This window comes from Enterobacter sp. 118C5 (genome assembly GCF_034107645.1).
Lineage (GTDB): Bacteria > Pseudomonadota > Gammaproteobacteria > Enterobacterales > Enterobacteriaceae > Enterobacter > Enterobacter nematophilus.
This window is the reverse complement of sequence record NZ_JAWNEU010000001.1, coordinates 559,729-583,985: the sequence shown is the minus strand read 5'-3', so window position 1 is coordinate 583,985 and position 24,257 is coordinate 559,729. Positions and strand designations below refer to the sequence as shown.

At 59.4% G+C, this 24,257-nt stretch carries 23 protein-coding genes; 13 read left to right on the top strand and 10 right to left on the bottom strand.

Annotated features, from left to right (window positions below; translation table 11 throughout):
* Positions 1-21: 21 nt before the first annotated feature.
* The 7 genes from UTO39_RS02745 to UTO39_RS02715 all read right to left on the bottom strand — a co-directional run bounded on the left by UTO39_RS02745 (position 22) and on the right by UTO39_RS02715 (position 9,368).
* Complete coding sequence (locus tag UTO39_RS02745) at positions 22-1,038, bottom strand: LacI family DNA-binding transcriptional regulator (protein ID WP_320726394.1); 1,017 nt, start codon at positions 1,036-1,038, stop codon at positions 22-24.
* 28 nt (positions 1,039-1,066) lie between these two features.
* On the bottom strand, positions 1,067-2,473 hold the full coding sequence (locus tag UTO39_RS02740; RefSeq protein WP_320726393.1) for a sucrose-6-phosphate hydrolase: 1,407 nt from the start codon (positions 2,471-2,473) through the stop codon (positions 1,067-1,069).
* On the bottom strand, positions 2,473-3,843 hold the full coding sequence (locus UTO39_RS02735) for a sucrose-specific PTS transporter subunit IIBC (protein ID WP_253542052.1): 1,371 nt from the start codon (positions 3,841-3,843) through the stop codon (positions 2,473-2,475). Before UTO39_RS02735 ends, UTO39_RS02740 begins: the two co-directional genes overlap by 1 nt.
* Positions 3,844-3,909: 66 nt before the next feature.
* Positions 3,910-5,427: a carbohydrate porin gene (locus UTO39_RS02730; RefSeq protein WP_320726392.1), complete on the bottom strand. Its 1,518-nt coding sequence runs from the start codon at positions 5,425-5,427 to the stop codon at positions 3,910-3,912.
* 173 nt (positions 5,428-5,600) lie between these two features.
* Positions 5,601-6,491: an aminoimidazole riboside kinase gene (locus tag UTO39_RS02725; protein ID WP_320726391.1), complete on the bottom strand. Its 891-nt coding sequence runs from the start codon at positions 6,489-6,491 to the stop codon at positions 5,601-5,603.
* Positions 6,492-6,579: 88 nt separating this feature from the next.
* Positions 6,580-7,791 (bottom strand): diguanylate phosphodiesterase, encoded by a 1,212-nt coding sequence (locus UTO39_RS02720; protein ID WP_266178617.1) that lies wholly within the window; start codon positions 7,789-7,791, stop codon positions 6,580-6,582.
* A 95-nt stretch (positions 7,792-7,886) separates the two neighbouring features.
* A complete protein-coding gene (locus UTO39_RS02715) occupies positions 7,887-9,368 on the bottom strand; it encodes an alpha/beta hydrolase (RefSeq protein WP_320726390.1) in 1,482 nt (493 codons plus the stop codon).
* Positions 9,369-9,634: 266 nt separating this feature from the next.
* On the opposite strand from UTO39_RS02715, the gene UTO39_RS02710 reads away from it, so the two are divergent.
* Genes UTO39_RS02710 through UTO39_RS02680 form a run of 7 tightly spaced genes read left to right on the top strand, consistent with a single transcriptional unit; the run spans position 9,635 to position 16,468 of the window.
* The gene (locus tag UTO39_RS02710) at positions 9,635-10,489 is read left to right on the top strand and encodes a MurR/RpiR family transcriptional regulator (protein WP_320726389.1); all 855 of its coding nucleotides are present in this window, start codon (positions 9,635-9,637) and stop codon (positions 10,487-10,489) included.
* A 12-nt stretch (positions 10,490-10,501) separates the two neighbouring features.
* Positions 10,502-11,077 (top strand): D-alanyl-D-alanine dipeptidase, encoded by a 576-nt coding sequence (gene ddpX, locus UTO39_RS02705; protein WP_320726388.1) that lies wholly within the window; start codon positions 10,502-10,504, stop codon positions 11,075-11,077.
* 14 nt (positions 11,078-11,091) lie between these two features.
* A complete protein-coding gene (locus tag UTO39_RS02700) occupies positions 11,092-12,624 on the top strand; it encodes an ABC transporter substrate-binding protein (RefSeq protein ID WP_320726387.1) in 1,533 nt (510 codons plus the stop codon).
* A gap of 23 nt (positions 12,625-12,647) precedes the next feature.
* Complete coding sequence (locus tag UTO39_RS02695) at positions 12,648-13,670, top strand: ABC transporter permease (RefSeq protein ID WP_041909885.1); 1,023 nt, start codon at positions 12,648-12,650, stop codon at positions 13,668-13,670.
* Positions 13,667-14,560 (top strand): D,D-dipeptide ABC transporter permease, encoded by an 894-nt coding sequence (gene ddpC, locus UTO39_RS02690; protein ID WP_151413706.1) that lies wholly within the window; start codon positions 13,667-13,669, stop codon positions 14,558-14,560. The genes UTO39_RS02695 and ddpC overlap by 4 nt, the downstream gene beginning before the upstream one ends.
* On the top strand, positions 14,560-15,546 hold the full coding sequence (locus UTO39_RS02685; protein WP_320726386.1) for an ABC transporter ATP-binding protein: 987 nt from the start codon (positions 14,560-14,562) through the stop codon (positions 15,544-15,546). Before ddpC ends, UTO39_RS02685 begins: the two co-directional genes overlap by 1 nt.
* Positions 15,539-16,468 (top strand): ABC transporter ATP-binding protein, encoded by a 930-nt coding sequence (locus UTO39_RS02680; RefSeq protein ID WP_320726385.1) that lies wholly within the window; start codon positions 15,539-15,541, stop codon positions 16,466-16,468. Before UTO39_RS02685 ends, UTO39_RS02680 begins: the two co-directional genes overlap by 8 nt.
* Here UTO39_RS02680 and UTO39_RS02675 read toward each other — a convergent pair.
* Entirely contained in the window at positions 16,465-17,214 is a 750-nt protein-coding gene (locus tag UTO39_RS02675) for an SDR family NAD(P)-dependent oxidoreductase (protein ID WP_061098150.1), read from the bottom strand. The genes UTO39_RS02680 and UTO39_RS02675 overlap by 4 nt on opposite strands.
* A 112-nt stretch (positions 17,215-17,326) precedes the next feature.
* Here UTO39_RS02675 and UTO39_RS02670 point away from each other — a divergent pair, with 112 nt between their 5' ends.
* Positions 17,327-18,232, top strand: a complete 906-nt coding sequence (locus UTO39_RS02670) for a LysR family transcriptional regulator (protein ID WP_061098149.1) — start codon at positions 17,327-17,329, stop codon at positions 18,230-18,232.
* Positions 18,233-18,255: 23 nt separating this feature from the next.
* On the opposite strand, the gene UTO39_RS02665 is transcribed toward UTO39_RS02670, so the two are convergent.
* Positions 18,256-18,684: an OsmC family protein gene (locus UTO39_RS02665; RefSeq protein ID WP_028013230.1), complete on the bottom strand. Its 429-nt coding sequence runs from the start codon at positions 18,682-18,684 to the stop codon at positions 18,256-18,258.
* A 115-nt stretch (positions 18,685-18,799) separates the two neighbouring features.
* Here UTO39_RS02665 and UTO39_RS02660 point away from each other — a divergent pair, with 115 nt between their 5' ends.
* Positions 18,800-19,759: a hypothetical protein gene (locus UTO39_RS02660; protein WP_061098148.1), complete on the top strand. Its 960-nt coding sequence runs from the start codon at positions 18,800-18,802 to the stop codon at positions 19,757-19,759.
* A 7-nt stretch (positions 19,760-19,766) separates the two neighbouring features.
* On the opposite strand, the gene UTO39_RS02655 is transcribed toward UTO39_RS02660, so the two are convergent.
* The gene (locus tag UTO39_RS02655) at positions 19,767-20,642 is read right to left on the bottom strand and encodes a LysR family transcriptional regulator (RefSeq protein WP_320726384.1); all 876 of its coding nucleotides are present in this window, start codon (positions 20,640-20,642) and stop codon (positions 19,767-19,769) included.
* Between the two features lie 110 nt (positions 20,643-20,752).
* Here UTO39_RS02655 and UTO39_RS02650 point away from each other — a divergent pair, with 110 nt between their 5' ends.
* The 4 genes from UTO39_RS02650 to UTO39_RS02635 all read left to right on the top strand — a co-directional run bounded on the left by UTO39_RS02650 (position 20,753) and on the right by UTO39_RS02635 (position 24,158).
* A complete protein-coding gene (locus UTO39_RS02650) occupies positions 20,753-21,604 on the top strand; it encodes a Vmh family MBL fold metallo-hydrolase (RefSeq protein WP_320726383.1) in 852 nt (283 codons plus the stop codon).
* 231 nt (positions 21,605-21,835) lie between these two features.
* The gene (gene bdm, locus UTO39_RS02645; protein ID WP_013096534.1) at positions 21,836-22,051 is read left to right on the top strand and encodes a biofilm-dependent modulation protein; all 216 of its coding nucleotides are present in this window, start codon (positions 21,836-21,838) and stop codon (positions 22,049-22,051) included.
* A 95-nt stretch (positions 22,052-22,146) separates the two neighbouring features.
* Positions 22,147-22,284, top strand: coding sequence for a stationary-phase-induced ribosome-associated protein (sra, locus tag UTO39_RS02640; RefSeq protein WP_008501714.1), 138 nt, complete (start codon positions 22,147-22,149; stop codon positions 22,282-22,284).
* A 176-nt stretch (positions 22,285-22,460) separates the two neighbouring features.
* Complete coding sequence (locus UTO39_RS02635; protein WP_266177981.1) at positions 22,461-24,158, top strand: NAD-dependent malic enzyme; 1,698 nt, start codon at positions 22,461-22,463, stop codon at positions 24,156-24,158.
* The last annotated feature ends 99 nt before the right edge of the window (positions 24,159-24,257 follow it).

Below are 24,257 nucleotides of genomic sequence, written 5' to 3'. Positions count from 1 at the left end.
TTATTGATGTATCGGTCGGGGCTATACCGCTGGCTTATAGCGCCGCTGCAGGGTGGCATCCAGCTTGCGCTGCAATGGCTGCGGCGTCTCCCCTTCGATCAGTTTGCCTATCAGATCAAAGCAGTGCCACGCCAGCTGGCGGTTGTCCTGGCGAATGGTATCCACCGGGATCGTCAGCGAATCATACAGATAGTGATCGTCAAAGCTGGCTAACCTGATATCGCTTTGCAGCAGGTTGTGCTGGCCCATATAGCGCAGCACCCCTTCCAGCAGGCCGCAGGCGGCGGTGAACAGGGCTTTTGGCGGACGCCCCAGGCGGGCGCAGAGTTCGGCAAACATCTCGTATCCGGAGCTCGGGTGATAGTTGCCGTGAATGATCCACTCGGGGCGCAGCTCCACGCCGGCCTCTCGCAGACCTTGCTTAAACCCGTCCAGACGGTCGCGCGTCGGAGAAAGCCGCGGCTGGCCGCCGAGGAAGTAGAATTCATCCGGATGCTGACGCGCAATGTCCGCTACCAGCGCCGTCGTCGGGGTAATGGAATCGGTGATCACCAGCGGCAGCGCGCTGTCGTTCATATGGCGGTCAAAAAGCACCACGGGCAGCTGCTCGCTGAGCTTCAGGTAGTCCGCATCGTTCAGCATGCTGGAGGCCACAATCAGCCCGTCCACCTGACGCGCCACCATGTTGTTCACCACCACCGTCTCCTGCCCTGGATTTTCATCGCTGCAGGAGATCAGCAGCTGAACGCCCGCCTCGCGGCACAGCGTCTCCAGCTCGTGAGAAAAGACGGCAAAACCGTAGTTGGTGATCTCCGGAACGACCAGGCCAATGGTGTGGCTGCGGTTGTCGCGCAGGGACCGGGCGTGAATGCTGGGCTGATAGTGGTGCTCTTTTGCAATCGCCAGCACGCGCTCGCGCGTCTCTTCCGCCACGCGAAGCTCTTTGCTGCGCCCGTTCAGGACCAGGCTGGCGGTGGCTTTTGACACGCCCGCCAGCTCCGCGATGTCTTTAATGGTGACGCGTTTTGTTTTTCTCACAACGACTTAGATCCGGCTGCCAAAACCCTCATTCTATCATGCAGGCGCGCAGCGACCAGTAGCGTAATGTGATGTCGGACGCACCTTCGAATCGCACCCGGGCCGGATGGTCAGGAAAATAGCGGCTGCTCATCACCCCTTCGCCGTGATTGATGAAAATTTCGACGCTGGAGCGGTCGCACAGAACGCGTAAATGACGGACGTCGCCCAGCCAGTAGCGGGTCAACGTTTCACCGGTTTTCAGGCTGGCGCGTTCCAAGCGCACGCCCTGCTCATCGACCGTGAGGCGCAGCGCGCCCGCGAAATCGACATTCACCTGCGATGCGCCCAGCTCAAACTCCAGGCGCGCCGCGTCCAGTTCCGGCGCCTCGCTGGCGCGTCCCTGCCAGCGCTGCTCATCTTCGCGCAGCGCCGCCAGCTCGCGCGCCGGGGTCTGCCAGAGCCTGCCGTCGCGAAAGCGAAGTTCGCGCGGGCAGGTCATCTGGTGCATCCAGCCGTGCGCCCGCGTGGGCTGAAGCATCTCTTCCCCGTCCGGAACGCCCATCCAGCCGATCAGAATGCGGCGTCCATCTTCTGCTAACGCGGTTTGCGGGGCGTAGAACTCAAATCCCGCGTCCAGCTCGTGCAGATCGCCGTGATCGAATGCGGCGCTGGCATAGTCAAACGCCCCGCTCATCCAGGTGGCCGGATAGGTGTTGAGGTAGCGATGCGGCTCGCGCGCCAGCCCCTGCGGGCAGCAGATCAGCACGTGCGTTCCGTCGAGGGCGAACAGGTCAGGACACTCCCACATATACCCCGCTTCCGTCAGGCCGTTGACCCCGTGACCGGCGATCTCCCCGCAGGATGCCCAGGCGTGCAAATCGGCTGATTTAAACAGCAGCACCTTGCCGCGCTTTTGCACATCCTGCGCGCCGAGCACCATGTACCACTCCCCGTCGTGTTGCCACACCTTCGGGTCGCGCACGTGGCCGGTGTAGCCTTCCGGCAGCGCCAGGGCCGGCCCCAGCTTCTTAAAGGTTCCGTCCGCCTGTTCCTCCGCCAGGCACTGCCAGGCGGTGCGGCTGCCGTCATCAAACTTAACGTTGCCGGTGTAGCACAGCGTCAGGACGCCCTGGTTGTCCACGGCGCTACCGGAGTAGCAGCCGTTGCGGTCATACTCTTCATCGGGCATCAGCGCCAGCGGCTCATGCTGCCAGTGCACCAGGTCCGCAGAGCTCCAGTGCCCCCAGCATTTAAAGCGATGCTCGCAGCCCAGCGGGTTCCACTGATAAAACAGATGGTAGCGTCCGGCAAACCAGATAAATCCGTTCGGGTCGTTCATCAGACCCGTCACCGGCGCGGGGTGCCACTGCGGGTAGTGGCTATCCGCCAGCGCCCGCGGCTGCCCTTTCATAACGGCCTGCAGGATCGCAGGCCAGCGGTAAGGTAACGTCATTATTCAGAGTCCGTTTTATATTTCAGCAGCAGCGAGACGGTAAACGCCACGCCGAAGGCGATCACCATGCCGATAATATAGTTGAGCAGCGAGCTGGCCTGCACGATGGCCATGCCCGGAATGGCGGTCAGCCCGACGGCGGTCATGTAGACATGGACTGAGACCACCCAGGCCCCGCCCGCCGCGCCGCCGATCAGCGCGGCGATAAACGGTTTTACGAAGCGCAGGTTGATACCAAAAATGGCCGCTTCGGTGATGCCCAGCATCGCAGAGAACGCCGACGGTAAGGTAATGGCTTTGATTTTGGCATCTTTGGTTTTGAACCACACCGCAAGACATGCGCCGCCCTGCGCCACGTTCGCCATGGCCCAGATCGGCAGCAGGAAGTTCACGCCAATGGACGGGTTACCCAGCAGCCCGGCTTCAATCGCGTGGAAGCTGTGGTGAATACCGGTGATCACAATCACCGAGTACAGGCCGCCGAACAGCAGCCCGGCCAGCCAGCCCGCGTGTTCAATCAGCGTGCTGAGGATAAAGGAGATGCCGTCGCCCAGCGCGCGCCCTGCCGGGCCGATAATCAGCAAGGCGATAAAGCCGGAGATAACGACGGTGAGGAACGGCGTCAAAATCAGATCCAGGGCGTCCGGGATCGCGCGGCGCAGGTTTTTCTCGACGATGCTCATAAACCAGACGGCCAGCAGCACCGGGAATACCGTGCCCTGATAGCCAATCATCGCGATCTCGAGACCGAAGAAGTTCATGGTGTGGAAGCCGGAGGCCACGCCCCAGGCGTTGGTCAGCGCCGGGTGGGTCAGAATGCCCCCCAGCGTCGCACCCAGATACGGGTTGCCGCCAAATTCCCGCGCGGCCGTGAAGCCAATCAGAATAGGCAGAATGATAAACGCCGCCGAACTGCACATGTCCAGCATGATGTAGAGGGCGTTATCCGCATTGACCCAGCCGTAGGTTTTCACCATCCCGAGCAGGCCCATCAGCAGGCCGGACGCCACAATGGCGGGAATGATCGGAACGAAGATATTGGAGAGCAGACGCGCAATGCGCTGGAACGGGTTTAGCTTGCGCGCCGCCAGATCTGCGGCTTCAGACTTGCTGGACTCGCTAATCCCCGCCGCCTGAATAAACGCGGCGTAGACTTTATTCACCACGCCCGTGCCGAAAATCACCTGCATCTGCCCGGCGTTATGAAAACAGCCCTTCACGCCCTCGACCTTGCCAATCGCCTGCCGATCGGCAAGCGCGTCGTCGACCAGCACCAGACGAAGACGCGTAGCGCAGTGCGCCGCGCTGGCGATATTTTCCTTGCCGCCCAGCAGCGGAATAAGCTCGCGGGCGATTTGATTAACATCCATAGATACCTCTGCCTGACTTCTTTTTATGATGTGCGAAACGCCCCCGCCGGGCGGGAGCGTGATGGGTTAAAACCAGGTTTCCATCTGGACCCCAAAGTTCCATTCCCCGCCGGCGTTGAAGCCGCTGCTGCCAAAGGCATCATCGCTGGCGTAATTATCCAGTTTGCTGCTCCAGTCCATCCAGGTGGCAAACAGGCGCAGCTCCGGGCGGCTGAAGAAATCGCCGATTTTGCTCGCTTTTAGCGTTGGCGCAAAGGTCAGCTTGTAGAAACTGCCGTTAACGGCGTTACGCTCCTTATAGCCTTCCGGATTTAAATCCATGTACTGATAGCTTCCCTCAAACGCCAGGGCGAAGTTCTGGGTCACCTCTTTAATCAGGCGGGTATTGAGCGTTACCCACTCATAGCTGTCACCCTTGACGTAGCGATCTTTACTGCTCTGCGCCAGCACGGCAGGCGCGATGCTCCAGCCACCGCCAACAGGCGTGACACCGTAACTTGCAAAGCGCCAGGTATCGGCATCAGAGAGCAGCGCCCCGTCGGAACCGATGCTCTTAACTTCTGCCCCCAGGCCGTGACCGTACAGCAATGCCGTTTTGGCACTCCCTTCCCGCAGGCCGTAGAAGCTCTCGTTGTGCAGCCCCACCAGGGCATGAACGCCGTTATTGGCCGCGTCGGTTTTGATGAGATCGCCGTTAGCGTCTTTCCGATCGTCGTTATCCTTCGCCCGCAGGCCGCTCACCATCAGCTGGAACGGTCCGGCGAAGTGGTTCATGGTGAGGATATAGTTCTGGACGTTATTGTCGGTCTGCTCCACGCTGCCGAAGTTACGGCCGTAGATCGAGAAGTTGCTGCGCAGCGAATCGTTCCACTTCACGTCGTAGACCCCGCCGCCGGTACCGGCCAGGAACACCACGTCGGAATCCAGCCAGTGAATGTCAAAGTTATCGCGATCGAAGCGTTTACCCGCCCAGAAGGTGCTGCCCTTCAGCGCGCCGGTAAAATCAGGCAGGTTGCCCAGCTCCGCAAAGGCCTGGCGAATATTGAGATCGCTGGTGTCGGCTGACCAGTCGTTATAGGTTCGCTGACCGTCGGCCAGCATCGCCTTGAAGCGCGTGGTCGCCCCGTTATCCAGGGTTTGCTTGTGCTCCAGGTTCAGCTCGACGTAGGTGTCGGCTTCGTTACCCAGACGCCCTACCGCACCGCCGGTTTCCCCGGCTGGCGTCAGGTACGGGCCGCTTTTGCTGCTGGAGGCCGCGTCGTTCATCAGCAGGCCGGAACGGGCGTAGCCGTGGAACTCAAACCCGCTGCTCTGGTCCGCTTTTTTCTCCAGCGCGGCAGTACGCTGCGCCACCGCCTGGGTTGTGCTTTGCGTCTGCTGTTGGGCGGCGACCAGCTGCTGCGTTTTTTGTTCGGCTTCGGTGGCGCGTTTTTCAGCGCTCTGCGCACGCGCTTCAGCAGCCTGAAGGCGCTGCTCCATCGCGGCAAGGCGCGCTTCAATGCTTGTCATATCCGTCTGGGCAAAAACAGAGGTACTGCCGGCCAGCATGCCTATCATCACGGCAAGTCTGCGTTTTTTATACATTTTGTCGCATCCCTAAAAGTATTAATCGAATGTGCTAAATTGCTAAACCGGTTTAGGTTGCTGATACTAAACCTGTGAATTTTGGATCGGCAATCTTTTTTGCTAAACCGTTTTAGTAAGTGTGATCGGGGCGACAATTCAGGCCGCCGGACGGCGGCCCTTGAAGGAATAAATTACAGATCCTGCTGCCATGGTAACGCGGTCATTGCCCCCTTTGCCGTGGTGGCTAACGCCCCGCAGCGCTGGGCTAAGGCGATTACCGGAACCAGCTCCTGACCGGCGGCCAGCCCGTAGAGCAGCCCGGCGACGAAGGCATCCCCCGCGCCGGTGGTATCGACGCATTGCACAGGGGTGGCCGGATAGTGCTTCACCTCGCCCTGATGCCAGGCGATAACGCCCGCTTTTCCCTGTGTGACCAGCACCAGTCGCGCCGGGCAGCGCTGCATCAGCGCGTTCAGTCCGTCTTGTACATCCGCATCGCCGGTTAAAAAAGTCAGTTCCTCAGCGGAGAGCTTGACCACGTCGGCGCTTTGCAGGGCCTGTTCCAGGCAGCGACGCAGCGCGTTTTCATCCGGCCAGAGATCCGGGCGAATATTGGGGTCAAAGCTCACGTAACCGCCCGCTTGCCGGATGGCGTCCATCGCCTGAAAGGTCGCCGAGCGGCTCGGCTCAGCGCTTAGCGCGATGGAACAGACGTGCAGCCACTCGCCCGCGCTGAAGGTCGGCAGGTCGGCGGGTTCAAGAAACAGATCGGCGCTCGGGCGTACCATGAAGGTAAACGAGCGTTCGCCGTGGTCGTCCAGATCCACCACCACCGTAGAGGTACGATGCGCCGGGTCAAGGCGCATATGCTTCACGTCAACCCGCTCGTCAGCGAGCGTTTTCGCCATAAAGCGCCCGAAAGGATCGTCGCCAACCCTGCCGATAAACGCGCTTTTGCCCCCCAGCCGGGCAATGCCCACCGCGACGTTTGCCGGTGCACCGCCGGGGCACTGCAGTAGTCTCCCTTCGCCATCGGGCAATAAATCCACCACCGCATCGCCAATTACCCAGATTTTTTCCATGTGATCCTCTCAGCTAAACCATGTTAAACCGTTTTAGCTATTTAAGCACAGGCGGGGCTAAGGGGAAATAACGCGGGAGGAAAATTGCCTAACGCATCAGATGTGGCCAGCGAATATCGCCGACGCCGTTAAGCTGCGGACGGGCAAACAGGAAGCCCTGGAAGCGGCGGATCCCGGCAGATTCGAGCCAGCACCACTCCTCTATTTTCTCGATCCCCTCGGCCACCAGGGTAATTTCAAGATCGGAGCAGCAGCTGATGATGGAGCGCACAATCGCCTGCTTCGGGCCGCTGAGGTGGATGTCGCTGATGATTTCGCGGTCGATTTTGATTTTATCCGGCTGGAAGCGGGTCAGCAGCGAAAGTCCGGCATAGCCGGAACCGAAATCATCAATCGCCAGCCCCACGCCCTCGGCGCGTAGCTGTTTAATGGCGCTGTTGAACTGGTTAAGCCCGGATATCATCTCGTTTTCAGTGATTTCAACGACCACCTGCTCCGGCTGAAGCCCATGCTGTTTAATCTGATCGACCAGAAACGCCACCGCGCCCGGGACGTTCACCAGCGACATCGGCAGCAGATTGACCGCAATTTTATGGCTGCCAATCCCCAGCTTTTGCGCCAGCGCGAAGGCATACGCTTTCGTCTGGAGATCGACTTCATAGATTTTGGCCGGGTCCAGGGCGCTGAAGAAATGTTCCGGGCTGCCGCCATCATTGCCGCGGATAAGAGCTTCAAAGGAGCTGATCTTACCTTCCGAGGGCTCAATAATGGGCTGAAGCGCAAACTGGCAGTGCTGGCTGACAAGCAGGCCCAGGCTTTCTCCCAGCGGTAAAGTTTCCGTTGAGAGCGTCCATTTTGCCGGATCGTAGCGTCCCCCCGACGGAGCCGGACGTTTGCCCGTAATAAACGTCTGTATAAATTTGAACACCCGGTCATCAGATGTCAGATAGCTGTCCAGCTTGCTGTAATGCAAAACCGACTGCAGAACCTCTTTCGATGACTGCGTCTGCAGATCGAACAGCAGCATGCCGACATTTTCAAAACGCCTGCGCGGGCCGTAATCCCGCATCAGTTCAACCACCCCGCCGTGCCGCTTGTCATTGCGGATTTTATGGAACAGCTTAACCACGCTCTCTTCAGAACCTTCGAGTATTTGCAGCACGTCAGTGCCTTTTGCGAGCAGAACCCCGGTGATATTCAGACTGGCATTGCGGATCCGGGCGTGCTCCACCAGCTCCCTCAGCGCGGAGGACTGACAGGATAATTTCAACTGGCTTCGGTAAATCAGCGTGGTCAGCACAATAGGGTGTTCCGATGAGAAAGAGCGGTGCATTGAAGCTACTGTTTAACATACTTTAACAATGCGACCTAACACATTCACGCCACAAGGGAACGTTACTTTTTCTCAACCCCGATTCGGCTGTTAATCCTCTCCTGCATATAGCCATAAAAAGGGTTTGAGGTGACCCTCATCAGCGCCTCTTTGCCAACGCTCAGCACGGACGTCTCTCCCCACAGCGCAATCGTCCCCAGGCTTATCCCGTAGCGGTTTTTCACGCCAGGCTCGCGACCGTAGAGATCGTCATTCGGCGGAAACGGCACGGCAACGTGCGACAGCGAATAAACATCCTGCGGCCAGGCCTGCGCAAGCGGCACAACCGTCTCCCGCGTGCTGCCTGCCGGGGTTGTTTTCGCCACCGTCGAGAAACTGTGCTCGCTGGCATTGGTGATAATCGTGACACTGTAACGCCTCTCGGCAACCGGCAGGAGCGCCGAGGTTGCCGTCCACGACGACGGCTTGAACAGCGGGCGGAAGCTCGCCGCCTGGTTGATGTCAAACACCACCAGCTCGCTGCCGTTTGCCGGAAGCTGGTCAAACAGGCCGCTCACCACCGCACGGGTGCTGACCGTAGAATCCATGACCGACTGGAACGCCAGTACCGGGGGCAAATTCGCCAGCCTGTTCTCCCGCGCCTCGCGGCCAATCTGTTCCTGCAGGGCCTTCGTCAGCAGCCACGACTGGCGGGCGGCGTTCACCGGGAAGGAGTTGTATTTATACGGGTTATATTCCGGAGAGATATTCAGCCACGCCGCTTTGGCAAACGCCGGCAGCAGCGCTGGTAGCCCTGCAAAACCGGCAAAGCGCGCAAAGGACGTCACGCCAATCATCGGTGAGAGCAGGATTACCTGCTGCGGCCGACGAAGCGAAGAGGAATCCAGCGCATCGAGAGCATATTTCATCGCCAGCGCCCCGCCGTTGGAGTACCCCACCAGATGCAGAGGCACGTTCTCTCCCGCCAGGCGCGTGGCTTCCCGCACGGCAAGACGCGCTGCGGCGAGCCACATCTCCCAGTCAACGTCCGTCAGCGCGCCGGGCGCGGTGCCGTGTCCTGGCAGGCGCGGAACCACGGCCACAAAGCCGTGCTGCTGATAATTTTCGGCAAGGTGCCTGACGCTGTAAGGCGAGTCCGTCAGCCCGTGCAGCAATACCACCGCGCCGCGCGGCTTCCCGTTCGGCATCAGCACGAAGGAGCGGTTGGCATCGGGCGTAAACTGCCCCGGCCACACCAGGCTTTGGCGATAATAGCGGTTTAGCGGCGTTTGTTCCTCGCCCTCTGTTTTCGCCGTCACCGCCCTGTCAAGCTCGGCGAAAATGGCGTTTTCCCGGGCGACATACCCGGCAAAGTTGGCCTTATCGAGTTCACGCACGGACATCTCGTCCGCCCGCCAGGTGTGCCAGAGGTGCAGCTCCGGCCCCTGCTGCGAGAGATAGACCCGCACCGCCAGCAGGACGACCAGGACGATCCCCACGACCATCCCTGTTTTCTTTGCCAGCGCCGCCAGGCGCACGCTGATTCGCCAGGGCAAATTCGCCATGCCGGGATCCCTTTTATGTTCACAATGCTTCTATCTTATCAAAAATGTGAACGCGCTGACGTATTCACCTAATTCATACCTGCCGCGTCAGCTACTGCACCAAAAGTGAACTACGCTGCACAAATGTTGATCATCGGTTAACCAAATATTGCGCGAAAATTACAGCACGGCGGATTTTGACCGCACTGTGAACATGGCACGCGTCATGCATTGTTAACCCGGTAACACAAATCCTGCTTTTGACAGCCAGTTAACAGCGAGGCGGTATGACGACGAAACCCGAGATGTTGAGCCGTATAGAAGCGACGTTCAGCCAGCTCACCCCCAGCGAAAAGCGGGTCGGAAGCTGGCTGCTGGCGCACGCCGCGCAAATCCCGTTTGAAACGGCGGAGAGCGTCGGTCTGGCGAGCGGGACCAGCGGGATCACCGTCGGACGCTTCCTGCGCAAGCTGGGGTACCGCAACCTGGAAGATGCCAAAAAGAGCCTGCGCGAACCGTACCAGCCCTGGGGCATGAACGAGCGGCTGGACTCCTGGCAGCAGCAGCGCCCCCTGCCCAACCGCCTTCAGCACGCCCTGTCGCTGGAGGTGGACGCCATCACGCAGGTGTATCAGCTGGCGCAAACGGACGCCTTCCGTCAGGTGGTGCACAACCTCGCCCACGCCGACGCGGTATTTGTGCTGGGGATCCAGTCCACGCGCGGGATCGCCAACGCCTTCTTCAGCCACCTGGAGTACCTTCGCCCGCGCGTGAGCTATTCCGAGGGCGCTTCCGGCAGCTGGGTGGAATCCCTCAACTCCGGGTTTTCGCACCCCTACGTTGTGCTGACCGATACGCGCACCTACTCCGCGATGGCCCGCCAGTACTGCCGCGTGGCCAGCGAGAAAGGGATCCCGCTGGCCTTAATCACCGACATCTGGTGCCCGTGGGCGCGGGATTATCCGATGGATTTACTGCAGGTGAAAACCGACACCGGTCATTTCTGGGATTCACTTGCCCCCGTGAGCTGTCTGTTCAACCTGCTGCTGTCGGGCGTGGTGGAAACGCTGGGTGATGCGCTCCCGGCGCGTCTGGCGGTCAACCGACAATTACAACAAGAGTTTGGTCAATTCGAACGCTAAAGGAGCGGAGCTATGCCCGATGAGAGTGAACTGATTGATGTGGCGAAGACGTTTCCCACGCTGCATATCGATCTGAAGTATGCCACCGCCGACAACATCACCGGCAGGCCGATCTATCAGGAGGCGCTGTGCCTGCTGCATACCGACGCCGCCACCGCGCTGGCAAAAGCCATCAGCATTGCCGCGCTGGCCGGGCTGAAGCTGGTGGTGTATGACGCCTACCGGCCGCAGCAGGCGCAGGCCCAGCTCTTGGACGCCTGCCCGAACCCGGAATATGTCGTCGACGTGGCGATTGGCTCCAACCACAGCCGCGGGACAGCCATCGACGTCACCCTGATGGACGAGCATAACGCCGTGCTGGATATGGGCGCCGGCTTTGACGAAATGCATGACCGCTCGCATCCGTATCACCCCTCCGTACCGCCGCACGCCCAGCGCAACCGTCTGCTGCTGAACGCCATCATGTTCGGCGGCGGCTTTGTGGGGATTAGCAGCGAATGGTGGCACTTCGAACTGCCGAACGCCGCCAGCTACCCGCTGCTGGAAGACCGTTTTGCCTGTTTTCCCCTGACGCACACCTCTCTTTAACCTGGAGCACTGCCATGAAAACATCGCTTCTCACGACCGTAATCGCCGCCACGCTGGCGTTGAGCGCCCCGCTGGCGCTGGCCGCCGTTCCGAAAGACATGCTCGCAATCGGTAAAGCCGCCGATCCGCAAACGCTCGACCCGGCCATCACCATTGATAACAACGACTGGACCGTCACCTACCCGTCCTACCAGCGCCTGGTTAAGTACAAGCCCGGCTCTACCGAGGTGGAAGGCGATCTGTCGACGGGCTGGAAGGCGTCCGACGACCAGAAAGAGTGGACATTTACCCTGGCGGATAACGCCAAATTCTCCGACGGTACGCCGGTCACCGCCGAGGCGGTCAAGCTCTCCTTTGAGCGCCTGCTGAAGCTCGGCCAGGGGCCGTCTGAAGCCTTCCCGAAAGATCTGAAAATTGATGCCGTGGATGACCATACGGTGAAATTCACCCTCAGCCAGCCGTTCGCGCCTTTCCTCTACACGCTGGCAAACGACGGGGCGTCCATCATTAACCCGGCGGTGCTGAAGGCCAATGCCGCGGACGACGCGCGCGGTTTTCTGGCGCAAAACACCGCCGGCTCCGGGCCGTTTATGCTGAAAAGCTGGCAGAAAGGCCAGCAGCTGATCCTGGTGCCGAACCCCCACTGGCCGGGCGGAAAGCCGCACTTTAAGCGCGTCTCGGTGAAGATTATCGGCGAGAGCGCCTCGCGCCGACTGCAGCTTTCTCGCGGCGATCTGGACATCGCCGACTCCCTGCCGGTCGATCAGCTTTCGGCCCTGAAGCAGGAAGGCAAAGTCGCCGTCGCGGAATACCCCTCCCTGCGCGTGACCTATCTCTACCTCAACAACAGCAAAGCGCCGCTCAATCAGGTGGATTTACGCCGGGCCATCTCCTGGGCGACGGACTACCAGGGGATGGTGAAAGGCATTCTGAGCGGCAACGGCAAGCAGATGCGCGGCCCGATCCCGGAAGGCATGTGGGGCTTTGACGCCGCGGCCATGCAGTACAGCTTCGACGAGGCCAAAGCCAAAGCGGCGCTGGAGAAGGTCAAGGACAAGCCCGCCAGCCTGACCTTCCTCTACTCGGACAACGACCCAAACTGGGAGCCTATCGCCCTCTCCACTCAGGCGAGCCTCGGCAAGATCGGCATTAACGTCAAGCTGGAAAAACTGGCCAATGCCACCATGCGCGACCGCGTCGGAAAAGGCGATTACGACATTGCCATCGGCAACTGGAGCCCGGACTTTGCCGACCCGTACATGTTCATGAACTACTGGTTCGAATCGGACAAAAAGGGGCTGCCGGGCAACCGCTCGTTCTATGAGAACAAAGAGGTGGATTCGCTGCTGCAGGCCGCGCTGAAAACCACCGACCAGGCGGAACGCACCAAAGATTACCAGCAGGCGCAAAAGGTGGTGATTGACGAAGCGGCCTACGTCTATCTGTTCCAGAAGAACTACCAGCTGGCGATGAACAAAGAGGTCAAAGGCTTCACCTTTAATCCGATGCTGGAGCAGGTGTTCAACATCGCCACCATGAGTAAATAACGGTTCTCGCCGGGGGAAAGCGTATGACGTTCTGGAGCATAGTGCGCCAGCGCTGCTGGGGGTTACTCCTGGTGGTGGCCGGTGTCTGTATCATTACCTTTATTATTTCACACATGATCCCCGGCGACCCGGCGCGTCTGCTGGCGGGCGACCGCGCCAGCGACGAAATCGTGCAGAACATCCGCCAGCAGTTAGGGCTGGATCGACCTCTGTACGTTCAGTTTGGCCGCTACGTGGATGCCCTGGCCCACGGTGATTTAGGCACGTCCATCCGTACCGGACGCCCGGTTGCGGAAGACCTGAAGGCCTTTTTCCCCGCCACGCTGGAGCTGGCCTTTTGTTCCCTGCTGCTGGCGCTGGTCATCGGCGTGCCGCTGGGGATTTTGTCGGCGGTGTACCGCAACCGCTGGCTGGATCACCTGGTGCGTTTAATGGCGATGACCGGGATCTCCACGCCAGCGTTCTGGCTTGGGCTGGGCGTGATTGTCCTGTTCTACGGGCACCTGCAGATCCTGCCGGGCGGCGGCAGGCTGGATGACTGGCTCGATCCGCCGACCCACGTCACCGGGTTTTATCTGCTGGACGCGCTGCTGGAGGGCAACGGTGAGGTCTTTTTCAACGCGCTGCAGCACCTGATTTTACCCTCGCTGACGCTGGCGTTTGTTCACCTGGGCATCGTGGCGCGCCAGGTGCGCTCGGCGATGCTGGAGCAGCTCAGCGAGGACTACATCCGCACCGCCCGCGCCAGCGGCCTGCCCGGCTGGTACATCGTCCTGCGCTACGCCCTGCCGAATGCCATGATCCCGTCCATCACCGTACTCGGGCTGGCGCTGGGCGATCTGCTTTACGGCGCCGTGCTGACCGAAACCGTTTTTGCCTGGCCGGGAATGGGCGCCTGGGTGGTGACGTCCATTCAGGCGCTGGACTTCCCGGCGGTGATGGGCTTTGCGGTCGTCGTTTCGCTGGCCTACGTGCTGGTTAATCTGGTGGTCGATCTGCTTTACCTGTGGATTGACCCGCGAATCGGGCGCGGAGGTGCCGAATGATGTTAACGCAGGAAACGCCCGTCCCGGTGAAAACCGCCAGACAACGCGTCAACTGGGCAAAGCTGTTCTGGATGCTGCGCCAAAGCCCGCTCACGATCGTTGGCGGCGTCATTATGATCGCGATGCTCTTCCTGATGGTGGCCTCGCCGTGGATAGTGCCGCATGACCCGAACGCGCTGGACCTGACCGCCCGCCTGCAGGCGCCGTCTGCGCAGCACTGGTTTGGTACCGATGAGGTGGGACGCGACCTGTTCAGCCGCGTGCTGGCGGGCAGCCAGCAGTCGATTACCGCCGGGCTGGCGGTGGTGGTGATTGCGGGCGGCATTGGCTCGCTGCTGGGCTGTTTGTCCGGCGTCCTGGGCGGGCGCGGCGACGCCGTCATCATGCGGGTGATGGACATTATGCTCTCCATTCCCTCTCTGGTGCTGACCATGGCGCTGGCCGCCGCGCTCGGTCCGAGCCTGTTTAACGCCATGCTGGCGATTGCGATTGTCCGCATACCCTTCTACGTGCGGCTGGCGCGCGGGCAAACTCTGGTGGTGCGTCAGTTCACCTACGTTCAGGCCGCCCGCACGTTTGGCGCGTCCCGCTGGCATTTGATCCGCTGGCATATCCTGCGCAACGCCCTGCCGCCGCTGATCGTGCAGGCGTCGCTGGATATCGGCAGCGCCATTCTGATGGCCGCCACGCTGGGGTTTATTGGCCTGGGCGCGCAGCAGCCCACCGCCGAATGGGGCGCGATGGTGGCCGTGGGCCGTAACTACGTTCTGGACCAGTGGTGGTACTGCGCCTTTCCCGGTGCGGCGATTTTGATTACCGCCGTGGGCTTTAACCTGTTTGGCGACGGTATCCGCGATCTGCTGGATCCCAAATCAGGAGGCAAACAGTGATGACCGAATCGGTACTAAGCATTGAAGACCTGCATCTGAGCTTCCCGATTTTTCGCGGTGAGGTCCACGCGCTGAACCACGTTTCGCTTGAGATCGGCAGGGGTGAAATTGTCGGCGTGGTGGGCGAATCAGGGTCGGGCAAATCCGTTACCGCCATGCTCGCCATGCGCCTGCTGCCGGAGGGCAGCTACCGTATTCATCACGGTCAGGTGAAATTACTGGGTGAAAACGTCCTGACGGCGTCCGAGAAACAGCTTCGCCAGTGGCGCGGCGCTAAAGTGGCGATGATTTTTCAGGAGCCCATGACCGCCCTCAACCCGACGCGGCGGATTGGCAAACAGATGGTGGAGGTGATCCGCCAGCATCAGCCGCTTTCCCGGCGCGAGGCGCAGCAGAAAGCGATCGCCCTGCTGGAAGAGATGCAAATCCCGGACGCGAAGCAGGTCATGGCGCGTTACCCGTTCGAACTCTCCGGCGGCATGCGCCAGCGGGTGATGATCGCCCTTGCCTTCTCCTGCGAGCCGGAGCTGATCATCGCCGACGAGCCTACCACCGCGCTGGACGTGACCGTTCAGCTCCAGGTGCTGCGCTTGCTGAAGCATAAGGCGAAGGCCAGCGGCACCTCAGTGCTGTTTATCAGCCATGATATGGCCGTGGTGTCCCAGCTCTGCGACAGAATGTACGTGATGTATGCGGGCAGCGTGATAGAGAGCGGTGCCACGCAAACGCTGATCCACCGCCCTGTGCATCCCTATTCCATCGGCCTGCTGCGGTGCGCGCCGGAAAACGGCCAGCCGCGCGATCTGCTTCCCGCCATCCCCGGCACGGTGCCCAACCTCAGCCAGCTTCCGCAGGGGTGCGCTTTTCGCGATCGCTGCTTTGCCGCCGGGGCAAAATGCGGCGAAACGCCGCGCCTGGCGCCCGCTGGCGCTGAAGGACAACGGGCTGCCTGCTGGTATCCACAACGGGAGAAACACCATGTCTGACGTACTGCTGGAACTGGACAGCGTGCACGTGAACTTTGCGGCGCGCAAAAACTGGCTGGGCCGCGTGACGGAACAGGTCCATGCCCTCAACGGGCTGGATCTCCAGATCCGTCGGGGGGAAACGCTGGGCATTGTCGGGGAATCCGGCTGCGGGAAAAGCACGCTGGCCCAGCTGCTGATGGGCATGCTTAAGCCGAGCTTCGGCGCATGCCAGCGTGCGCACCACGCGGGCGGCATGCAGATGGTATTTCAGGATCCGCTCTCCTCGCTCGACCCGCGGCTGCCGGTCTGGCGCATCATCACCGAGCCGGTGTGGGTGCAAAAACGCAGCAGCGAGCGCGAGCGCCGCCGGCTGGCGGAGGAGCTGGCGCTGCAGGTAGGCATTCGACCGGAATATCTCGACCGCCTTCCGCACGCCTTCTCCGGCGGGCAGCGCCAGCGCATCGCCATCGCCCGGGCGCTCTCGTCCGACCCGGATATCATCGTGCTCGATGAACCCACCAGCGCGCTGGATATCTCCGTGCAGGCGCAAATCCTCAACCTGCTGGTGACGCTACAGCAGCAGCGTAATCTGACATTCGTACTGATCTCGCATAACGTCTCGGTGGTCAGGCACATGAGCGACCGCGTGGCGGTGATGTATCTCGGGCAGATTGTGGAGCTGGGCAGCGCCGCGCAGGTGCTGAGTGAGCCACGCCATCCCTATACCCGCCTGCTCCTCGATTCGGTTCCCCGCACCGGAGAGCCGCTGGATGAAACGCTGGCGCTACGCAAAACGGAGCTTCCCGGCAACCGACATCTGCCCGCAGGCTGTTTTTTCCGCGACCGCTGCCCGATGGCAACGCAGGGGTGTGAACGTTCCCAGCCGCTACAGCCCTCTCGCGAGGGCCGTCACGTTCGCTGCTGGCGCAGCCTGGATTAGATTTGCGCCATCCCGCCGTCCACAAACAGTTCGGTGGCGTTAATAAAGCTGGCCGCGTCGGAGGCCAGAAACGCCACCGCTTTACCCACCTCAACGGGCGCGCCTAAACGCCCCAGCGGTACCTGCGCGGCCAGCGCGTCGTACAGCCCCTGACGGTGTTCTTCCGGCACCAGATCGCCGAGACCTGGCGTTTTTATTGGACCCGGGCTCACCACGTTGACGCGGATCCCGCGGCCCTGCAAATCCAGCGCCCAGGAACGGGCAAAGTTACGCACCGCGGCCTTACTGGCGCTGTAGACGCTGAAGTTGGCCGTCCCCTTAATCGACACCGTCGAGCCGGTCAGAATAATCGACGAACCGGCGGATAACAGCGGCAGCGCCTTCTGCACCGTGAACAGCACTCCGCGAACGTTGGTGCCAAAAATCCGATCAAACTGCTCTTCGGTGATCGCGCCCAGCGGCAGCATATCGCCGCCACCCGCATTGGCGAACAGGATATCAAGACGGCCTTCTTCTTTTGCTATCCGGGCATAGACCGCATCCAGATCCGCAAGCTTAGAAACGTCCGCGCGAATGCCCACGGCCGTTGAAGCTATTTCTGCCACCGCCGCGTCCAGCTCGGCCTGGCGACGCCCGGTGATGTACACCTTCGCGCCCTGAGCCGCCAGCTCCTGCGCCGTGGCAAGACCAATACCGGTGCTGCCGCCGGTGACCAATGCGATTTTTCCTGAGAGAGTCGTGTTCATGTCATTTACCTTTTTGTGTTTGCGTTGGACAGACTTTAGCCCTTGCGGCATTAGTGAAAAACGGGCAAAAATGAAAATGACTATTCACCTACAGAAACAATCAGAGGTCATCATGGATCAGCTCATGGCGATGCGCGCTTTCACGCGGGTGGTGGAATCCGGCAGCTTTACCCGCGCGGCGGACTCGCTGAATATGCCGATCGCCACCCTGAGCAAGCTGGTTAAATCACTTGAGGCGCATCTGGAGATACGCCTCCTGCACCGGACGACTCGCCGGGTGGTCGCGACGCCTGAAGGGATGGAATACTATGAAAAAGCGCTCCGGGTGCTGATTGATATCGAAGATATCGACACCTCGTTTCGCGTTTCCCGCGCGACGCCCAAGGGGCATTTGCGGGTTGACGTGGGCGGGTCCACCGCCAGGGACGTACTCATCCCTCTGCTGCCGGAATTTGTGCGGCGCTACCCGGATATCCGCATCGATCTTGGCGTGGCCGATCGTCCGGTCGATCTCATCAGCGGTAACGTAGACTGCGTGATCCGCGGCGGCCCGCTGAACGATTCAACCCTTATCGCCCGCCATCTCGGTGATGCCCAAATGGTCACCTGCGCGACGCCGGGTTACCTGAAAAACCACGGTGTACCGGCCTATCCGCAGGAGCTACGCAACGGCCATAAGCTTATTAGCTATCTCTCTCCCGTCACCGGACGACCGTTTCCGTTTCGCTTCAGGGAGAACGGCGAAGCTCTGGAAATCAGCATTCCGCACTATCTCGGCGTCAATGAAAGCAACGCTCATCTGGCGGCTGCCGCGGCGGGGCTGGGGATCGTTCAAACCTTTGAGTATTCGGCTAAGTCATATTTACAGGCGGGAATGCTGACGGCGATCCTGGGCGACTGGCGCCCTGCCGCCTATCCGTTTCATGTGGTTTACCCGCAGAACCGGCATTTGACGCACAGACTGAAGGTATTTATCGCCTGGCTGGCGGAGGTGTTTCCCGCCGCGCTGAAGGGATAGCCGGGCGCGAACCCGGCTGGGGCTTAGTTAAGCTTATAGTCCAGCGTAATCTCAGCTTTCAGGAGCTGCGAGACCGGACAGCCCGCTTTGGCTTTCTGAATAATGCCGTCAAACTGCTGTGGCGCAATGCCCGGAACGGTTACCTTGCTCTGCAGCGCAACCTTAGTAATGGCAAAGCCGCCGTCGGTTTTATCCAGAGAGACGTCCGCGGTCGTATCAATCGAATCAGCGGTATAGCCCGCTTCACCCAGCATCAGCGACAGCGCCATGGAAAAACAGGCCGCATGTGCCGCGCCAATCAGCTCTTCCGGGTTGGTCCCCTTTTCACCCTCAAAGCGGGTGTTAAAGCCGTAAGGCTGTTGGTTGAGAACGCCGCTCTCGGTGGAAACCGTTCCTTTCCCGCGCTTAATGTCGCCAGACCAGTGTGCCGAACCGTGCTTATGAATCGTCATTCTTGCTCTCCTTTTGGCTTACAAAGGGTTAAGTATAGACTACGCATCTGACACGCCCTGGAACACAGACGATTCCGGGTCTTTCACCTGCTGTACCGACAACAAGGATAAAAATATGACGCTAAAAATCAGGATGGCCGTCGCGGTAACCACGCTGGCTCTCTCTCTTTCTTCACTGGCCAAAACGCCGGAAAACTTTATCTATACCAGCTCAGGCGACCTCGATGCGGCGCTCCCGCTTGTTGCGCGTGGCGACATCGGCGGCGTGCAGATCGTGTACAACTGGCGCCTGCTTGAACCCGAGAAGGACAGCTATGACTTCTCGCGAATTGAGCAGGATCTGGCGCGCGTTAAGGCCGCCCGGAAAAAACTCTTTATTCAGATCCAGGATCGTTTTTTTGAGCCGGATGCCCGCTACGTTCCGGACTATCTGATGCACGATAAGCAATACAGCGGCGGGATTGCGCCGCAGTTTGATAACCCCGGCGAGGGCAAGCCTGTCGGCGCGGGATGGGTAGCGCGTCAGTGGGACCCCGCGGTGCGCCAGCGCTACCAGGCGCTGCTGGCTGCGCTCGCAAAACGCTTTGATGGCGAGGTGTATGGCGTAAACCTGCCCGAAACCGCGATTGATATTGACGAGAAAAATCCGCCAGCGGGCTTTACCTGCGACAGCTATTTCGCGGGTGAAATGGAAAACCTGGCCTTTGCGCGCAAGGTCTTTCAGAAATCACACGTGGTGCAGTACGTGAACTTCTGGCCGTGCGAGTGGGATAACGACCACAACTACATGGGGCGTCTGTTTGCGTATGCCAGCGCCAACAATATCGGCCTCGGTGGGCCGGACATTGTTCCCAACCGCAAGGCGCACATGAAGAATGCCTATCCCTTCTTCCATAAAAATAAACAAACGCTGCCGCTTATCGCCATGGCGGTTCAGGAACCGACTCTGACCTATAAGGATCCTCAAACCGGTAAGCCCTTCACCAAAGCGGAGTTTGTCCGCTTCGGCGAAAGCTATCTCGGGGCAGATATTATTTTCTGGAGCACGGCCTCTCCCTGGCTAAAGGCAAAGTAATTGCCCCTCAGGCAAGGCTGCGGGACAGTTCGTCGAGGAACGCGCGCAGCGCGGCAGGCTGGTATTCCCGTGACTGATAAATGCCGTGGATGGCAAGCGGTTTTGGCTCCAGCGCCTCCAGCACCGGCACCAGTAATCCCTGCTCCAGCGCGGCGCGCGCTTCGCGCTCCGGCAGCATGGCGATGCCGCAGTGCTCGATCGCCGCGTTCATGAGCAGTGAAGAGATGCTGGCGCTCAGGTTGCCGCTGACGGCCACGCTCAGGCTTTCACCTTCCGGCGTCAGGAAACGCCAGGACTGGCCGGCGAAAAAACTGTAGTGCAGGCAGTTGTGCTGCGCCAATTCTTCCGGGCTGGCGGGAGTGCCGTGCTGTGCCAGATACGCCGGCGAGGCGCAGAGCACCGAGCGACACTCCCCCAGCCGGCGGGCGATCATGCCGGGCTCGGGGTTATCCGTAATGCGCACCGCGACATCAATGCGCTCTCCCACCAGGCTGACCGGGTGGTTGTTCACGTCCAGCTCGATGCGCAGCTGCGGGTAGCGCGAGAGCAGGCCGGGCAGGACCGGCGCAATCAGGTGCATCGCGGTAAAGTGCGCGCAGGCTACCCGCAGCGTGCCGGACGGGAGATCTTTTTCCGACTGGCCTTCGATTTCCTGCGAGATCTGCGAGAGCGTCCGCGTTTTTTGCAGCACCTTTTCCCCTGCCGCGGTCAGCGTCAGCTTGCGCGTGGAGCGGTTTACCAGCCTCGTCCCCGCCCACTTCTCCATTTGTTCAAGGTAGCGGCTTACCATTGGCCGGGAAATGCCCAGCGCGCGGGCCGCCGCGCTCAGGCTTCCCAGCTCGCATATCCGGTTATAGACCTGAGCGGCAATAACGCGATCCATATAAGCTCCATCTGCTCGATTTATGAAACTAAGCATGTCTTGTTTCAGGAATTCTGGCAAATGAGAATATCCGTACAATAACGATATTCCTGAACAACAGAGACAACAGCATGAAACTCACTCATATTGCCCTGCTTTCCGCCCTTTTCGCTCCGGCCGTTTTTGCCGCACCGTTGACGATTGATACCTATAACCCGCAGGAAAAAGGCATTTTCGCGGTCTCCTCCACGCTCGTTTCCGGCCCGAAAGAGGCGGTGCTGTTTGACGCGCAGTTCAGCGTGAAGGATGGCGAAGCGCTGGTAGAGAAAATCCGCCGCAGCGGTAAAACGCTGAACAAGATTGTGATCACCTCCGGCGATCCGGACTTCTATTTTGGCCTGCAGCCGCTGGTGAAAGCCTTCCCGAATGCCAAAGTGGTGGCCACGCAGCAGGTGGTTGACCATATTAAGGCCACCAAAGACGCCAAGCTCGCCTTCTGGGGCCCGCAGATGAAAGACGGCGCGCCGACTCAACTGGTGGTGCCGCAGGTACTCGCCTCCACCACCTTTATGATTGACGGGGAAAAGGTCGATATCGAGCAGCCGGACAGCTACGCGGCCTATGTGTGGATCCCGTCAGCAAAAACGATTCTTGGCGGCACCGGCGTCTCCTGGGGCATTCACGTCTGGACGGCAGATACCCAGACGCCGGCTCGCCGTCAGCAGTGGCAGCAGACCCTGGACAACATGGCCGCGCACAAACCGGAACGCGTGATCCCGGGCCACTATCTGGGCACGCCGCCGGCCGGAAACGGGGCTATTGATTTTACCCGTGGCTATCTGCAGCATTTTGAACAGGCATTGTCGACACATAAAGACTCTGCGGGCGTCATCGGTGCACTGAAAAAACAGTATCCGGGCCTGGCCGAAGAGAGCTCTCTGGAATTAAGCGCCAAAGTGAATACCGGCGAAATGAAGTGGTAATTTAAAAACGGCTCCTGCTATATTTCCGTGATGGCAGGAGCCCCCAAAAATATCTTCACCGCTACACATCAATATATCCCCACATTCTAAAAGCGCATAAAAGCATGCACTTATGTCATTTTTATTTCTAAGATGAATCTGAGCCACAACCGGGAAAATATTTGCCATCCTGTTTATGAATTAAATTTTTTGCGAGCCGTACCATTAAACAGACAACGACACGGAGGCAGCATGTTTACTTATTACCCGGCTAATACCGCAGCAGCACAACCTGAACTCGTTAACGCGATCGCGCAGGGTCTTCACGCCGAGCACGGTGCTGTGACTGAAGATGACATTTTAATGGAACTGACCAAGTGGGTGGAATCCACGGATAATGACATCCTCAGTGACATCTACCAGCAGACCATTAACTACGTCGTCAGCGGGCAAAACGCACCTTTGTAAAAACCTGCTAAGCTGGATCTGCAACCTAAGGGGTTACATTTCGTTTGCGAAAGCAAACTGGTCCTTAAAACTATCAACAGGATTGAGGAGTTAACATGAAATCGAACCGTCAGGCACGCCACATTCTGGGACTGAACTACAAGCTTTCTAATCAGCGTAAAGTGGTGATTGAAGGCGACCACGAAACGCAAGTCACTCACGCCACCGGCAGAAAACGCCACGCGGGCAAGTAAGTTCCAGACTGAGATCCAGAACACCATCGGCAAAACCGATGGTGTTTTTGTTTATGTGTTGCGGTAATTAATATTTAGCTCCTTTATAATACCGCCCGACCGCACCCCGTAGCACAGGCCAGAAAGATGACAAACAGCAGTGTCAGGGACGGATCTTCAAAAAAAGAGTGAGTGACATGGACAACAAACTGAAAAAACATCGTTCCTTATATATCCCTTATGCCGGCCCGGTTTTACTCGAATTCCCCCTGCTCAACAAAGGTAGCGCCTTCAGCATGGAAGAGCGCAGCAGCTTTAACCTGCTGGGCTTACTGCCCGAAGTGGTTGAAACCATTGAAGAGCAGGCAGAGCGCGCGTGGATCCAGTATCAGGGCTTCAAAACCGAGATCGACAAACACATCTACTTGCGCAACATTCAGGACACCAACGAAACCCTCTTCTATCGCCTGGTGCAAAACCATCTCGAAGAGATGATGCCGGTGATCTACACCCCGACGGTGGGGGCGGCGTGTGAACGCTTCTCTGAGATCTACCGTCGCTCACGCGGCGTTTTTATCTCTTATCAGAATCGTCACAACATGGACGATATTCTGCAGAACGTGCCGAACCACAATATCAAAGTGATTGTGGTGACCGACGGGGAACGTATTCTCGGCCTCGGCGACCAGGGCATTGGCGGGATGGGGATCCCAATCGGTAAACTTTCTCTCTACACCGCCTGTGGCGGCATCAGCCCGGCGTACACCCTGCCGGTGGTGCTGGATGTCGGCACCAACAACCAGCAGCTGTTGAACGATCCGCTTTACATGGGCTGGCGTCATCCGCGCATTACCGACGACGAGTACTATCAGTTTGTCGACGATTTCATTCAGGCCGTGAAGCACCGCTGGCCGGACGTTCTGCTGCAGTTCGAAGACTTTGCGCAGAAAAACGCGATGCCGCTGCTGAACCGCTATCGCGATGAGATCTGCTCCTTTAACGACGACATCCAGGGCACCGCAGCGGTGACCGTGGGCACGCTTATCGCCGCCAGCCGCGCGGCCGGCAGCCAGCTGAGCTACCAGAAAATCGTCTTTCTGGGCGCAGGCTCTGCGGGCTGCGGTATCGCCGAGCAGATTATTGCCCAGACGCAGCGCGAAGGCTTAAGCGAAGAGCTGGCCCGCTCCCGCGTCTTTATGGTTGACCGTTTCGGCCTGCTGACCGACGGTATGCCGAACCTGCTGCCTTTCCAGACCAAGCTGGTGCAGAAACGTGAGAACCTGAAAAACTGGGATACCGACAACGAAGTGCTCTCCCTGCTGGACGTGGTGCGCAACGTGAAGCCGGATATTCTGATCGGCGTTTCCGGGCAAACCGGTCTCTTCACCGAAGAGATCATCCGCGAGATGCACAAGCACTGCGAGCGCCCTATCGTGATGCCGCTCTCTAACCCGACCTCCCGCGTGGAAGCGACGCCGCAGGACATCATCGCCTGGACCGAAGGTAACGCGCTGGTTGCCACCGGCAGCCCGTTCGATCCGGTGGTGTGGAAGGATAAAATCTATCCGATCGCCCAGTGCAACAACTCCTATATCTTCCCGGGCATTGGTCTGGGCGTGATCGCCTCCGGCGCGTCCCGCATTACCGACGAAATGCTGATGTCAGCGAGCGAAACTCTTGCGGGCTACTCGCCGCTGGTCAACAACGGCGAAGGGCTGGTGCTGCCGGAGCTGAAGGACATTCACAAGGTGTCGCGCGCTATCGCGTTTGCGGTGGGTAAAATGGCGCAGCAGCAGGGCGTGGCGGTGAAAACCTCTGCCGATGCGCTGCAGCAGGCTATTGACGATAACTTCTGGATGCCTGAATACCGCAGCTATCGTCGTACCTCGATTTAATTCGCGATGACCGTTCTCTCTCCTCAAAAGGAGAGGGAACTTGATCACCCTCCTCCCTTTATTCTCTTGTCGCTACTACTTCATTTCCCCTGCTCCTTA

Coding starts and splice junctions, on each gene's coding strand:
- UTO39_RS02740 (WP_320726393.1), bottom strand. CDS start 2,473: ATGACGTTACCTTACCGCTGGCCTGCGATCCTGCAGGCCGTTATGAAA.
- UTO39_RS02735 (WP_253542052.1), bottom strand. CDS start 3,843: ATGGATGTTAATCAAATCGCCCGCGAGCTTATTCCGCTGCTGGGCGGC.
- UTO39_RS02730 (WP_320726392.1), bottom strand. CDS start 5,427: ATGTATAAAAAACGCAGACTTGCCGTGATGATAGGCATGCTGGCCGGC.
- UTO39_RS02725 (WP_320726391.1), bottom strand. CDS start 6,491: ATGGAAAAAATCTGGGTAATTGGCGATGCGGTGGTGGATTTATTGCCC.
- UTO39_RS02715 (WP_320726390.1), bottom strand. CDS start 9,368: ATGGCGAATTTGCCCTGGCGAATCAGCGTGCGCCTGGCGGCGCTGGCA.
- UTO39_RS02710 (WP_320726389.1), top strand. CDS start 9,635: ATGACGACGAAACCCGAGATGTTGAGCCGTATAGAAGCGACGTTCAGC.
- ddpX (WP_320726388.1), top strand. CDS start 10,502: ATGCCCGATGAGAGTGAACTGATTGATGTGGCGAAGACGTTTCCCACG.
- UTO39_RS02700 (WP_320726387.1), top strand. CDS start 11,092: ATGAAAACATCGCTTCTCACGACCGTAATCGCCGCCACGCTGGCGTTG.
- UTO39_RS02695 (WP_041909885.1), top strand. CDS start 12,648: ATGACGTTCTGGAGCATAGTGCGCCAGCGCTGCTGGGGGTTACTCCTG.
- ddpC (WP_151413706.1), top strand. CDS start 13,667: ATGATGTTAACGCAGGAAACGCCCGTCCCGGTGAAAACCGCCAGACAA.
- UTO39_RS02685 (WP_320726386.1), top strand. CDS start 14,560: ATGACCGAATCGGTACTAAGCATTGAAGACCTGCATCTGAGCTTCCCG.
- UTO39_RS02680 (WP_320726385.1), top strand. CDS start 15,539: ATGTCTGACGTACTGCTGGAACTGGACAGCGTGCACGTGAACTTTGCG.
- UTO39_RS02675 (WP_061098150.1), bottom strand. CDS start 17,214: ATGAACACGACTCTCTCAGGAAAAATCGCATTGGTCACCGGCGGCAGC.
- UTO39_RS02670 (WP_061098149.1), top strand. CDS start 17,327: ATGGATCAGCTCATGGCGATGCGCGCTTTCACGCGGGTGGTGGAATCC.
- UTO39_RS02665 (WP_028013230.1), bottom strand. CDS start 18,684: ATGACGATTCATAAGCACGGTTCGGCACACTGGTCTGGCGACATTAAG.
- UTO39_RS02660 (WP_061098148.1), top strand. CDS start 18,800: ATGACGCTAAAAATCAGGATGGCCGTCGCGGTAACCACGCTGGCTCTC.
- UTO39_RS02655 (WP_320726384.1), bottom strand. CDS start 20,642: ATGGATCGCGTTATTGCCGCTCAGGTCTATAACCGGATATGCGAGCTG.
- UTO39_RS02650 (WP_320726383.1), top strand. CDS start 20,753: ATGAAACTCACTCATATTGCCCTGCTTTCCGCCCTTTTCGCTCCGGCC.
- bdm (WP_013096534.1), top strand. CDS start 21,836: ATGTTTACTTATTACCCGGCTAATACCGCAGCAGCACAACCTGAACTC.
- sra (WP_008501714.1), top strand. CDS start 22,147: ATGAAATCGAACCGTCAGGCACGCCACATTCTGGGACTGAACTACAAG.
- UTO39_RS02635 (WP_266177981.1), top strand. CDS start 22,461: ATGGACAACAAACTGAAAAAACATCGTTCCTTATATATCCCTTATGCC.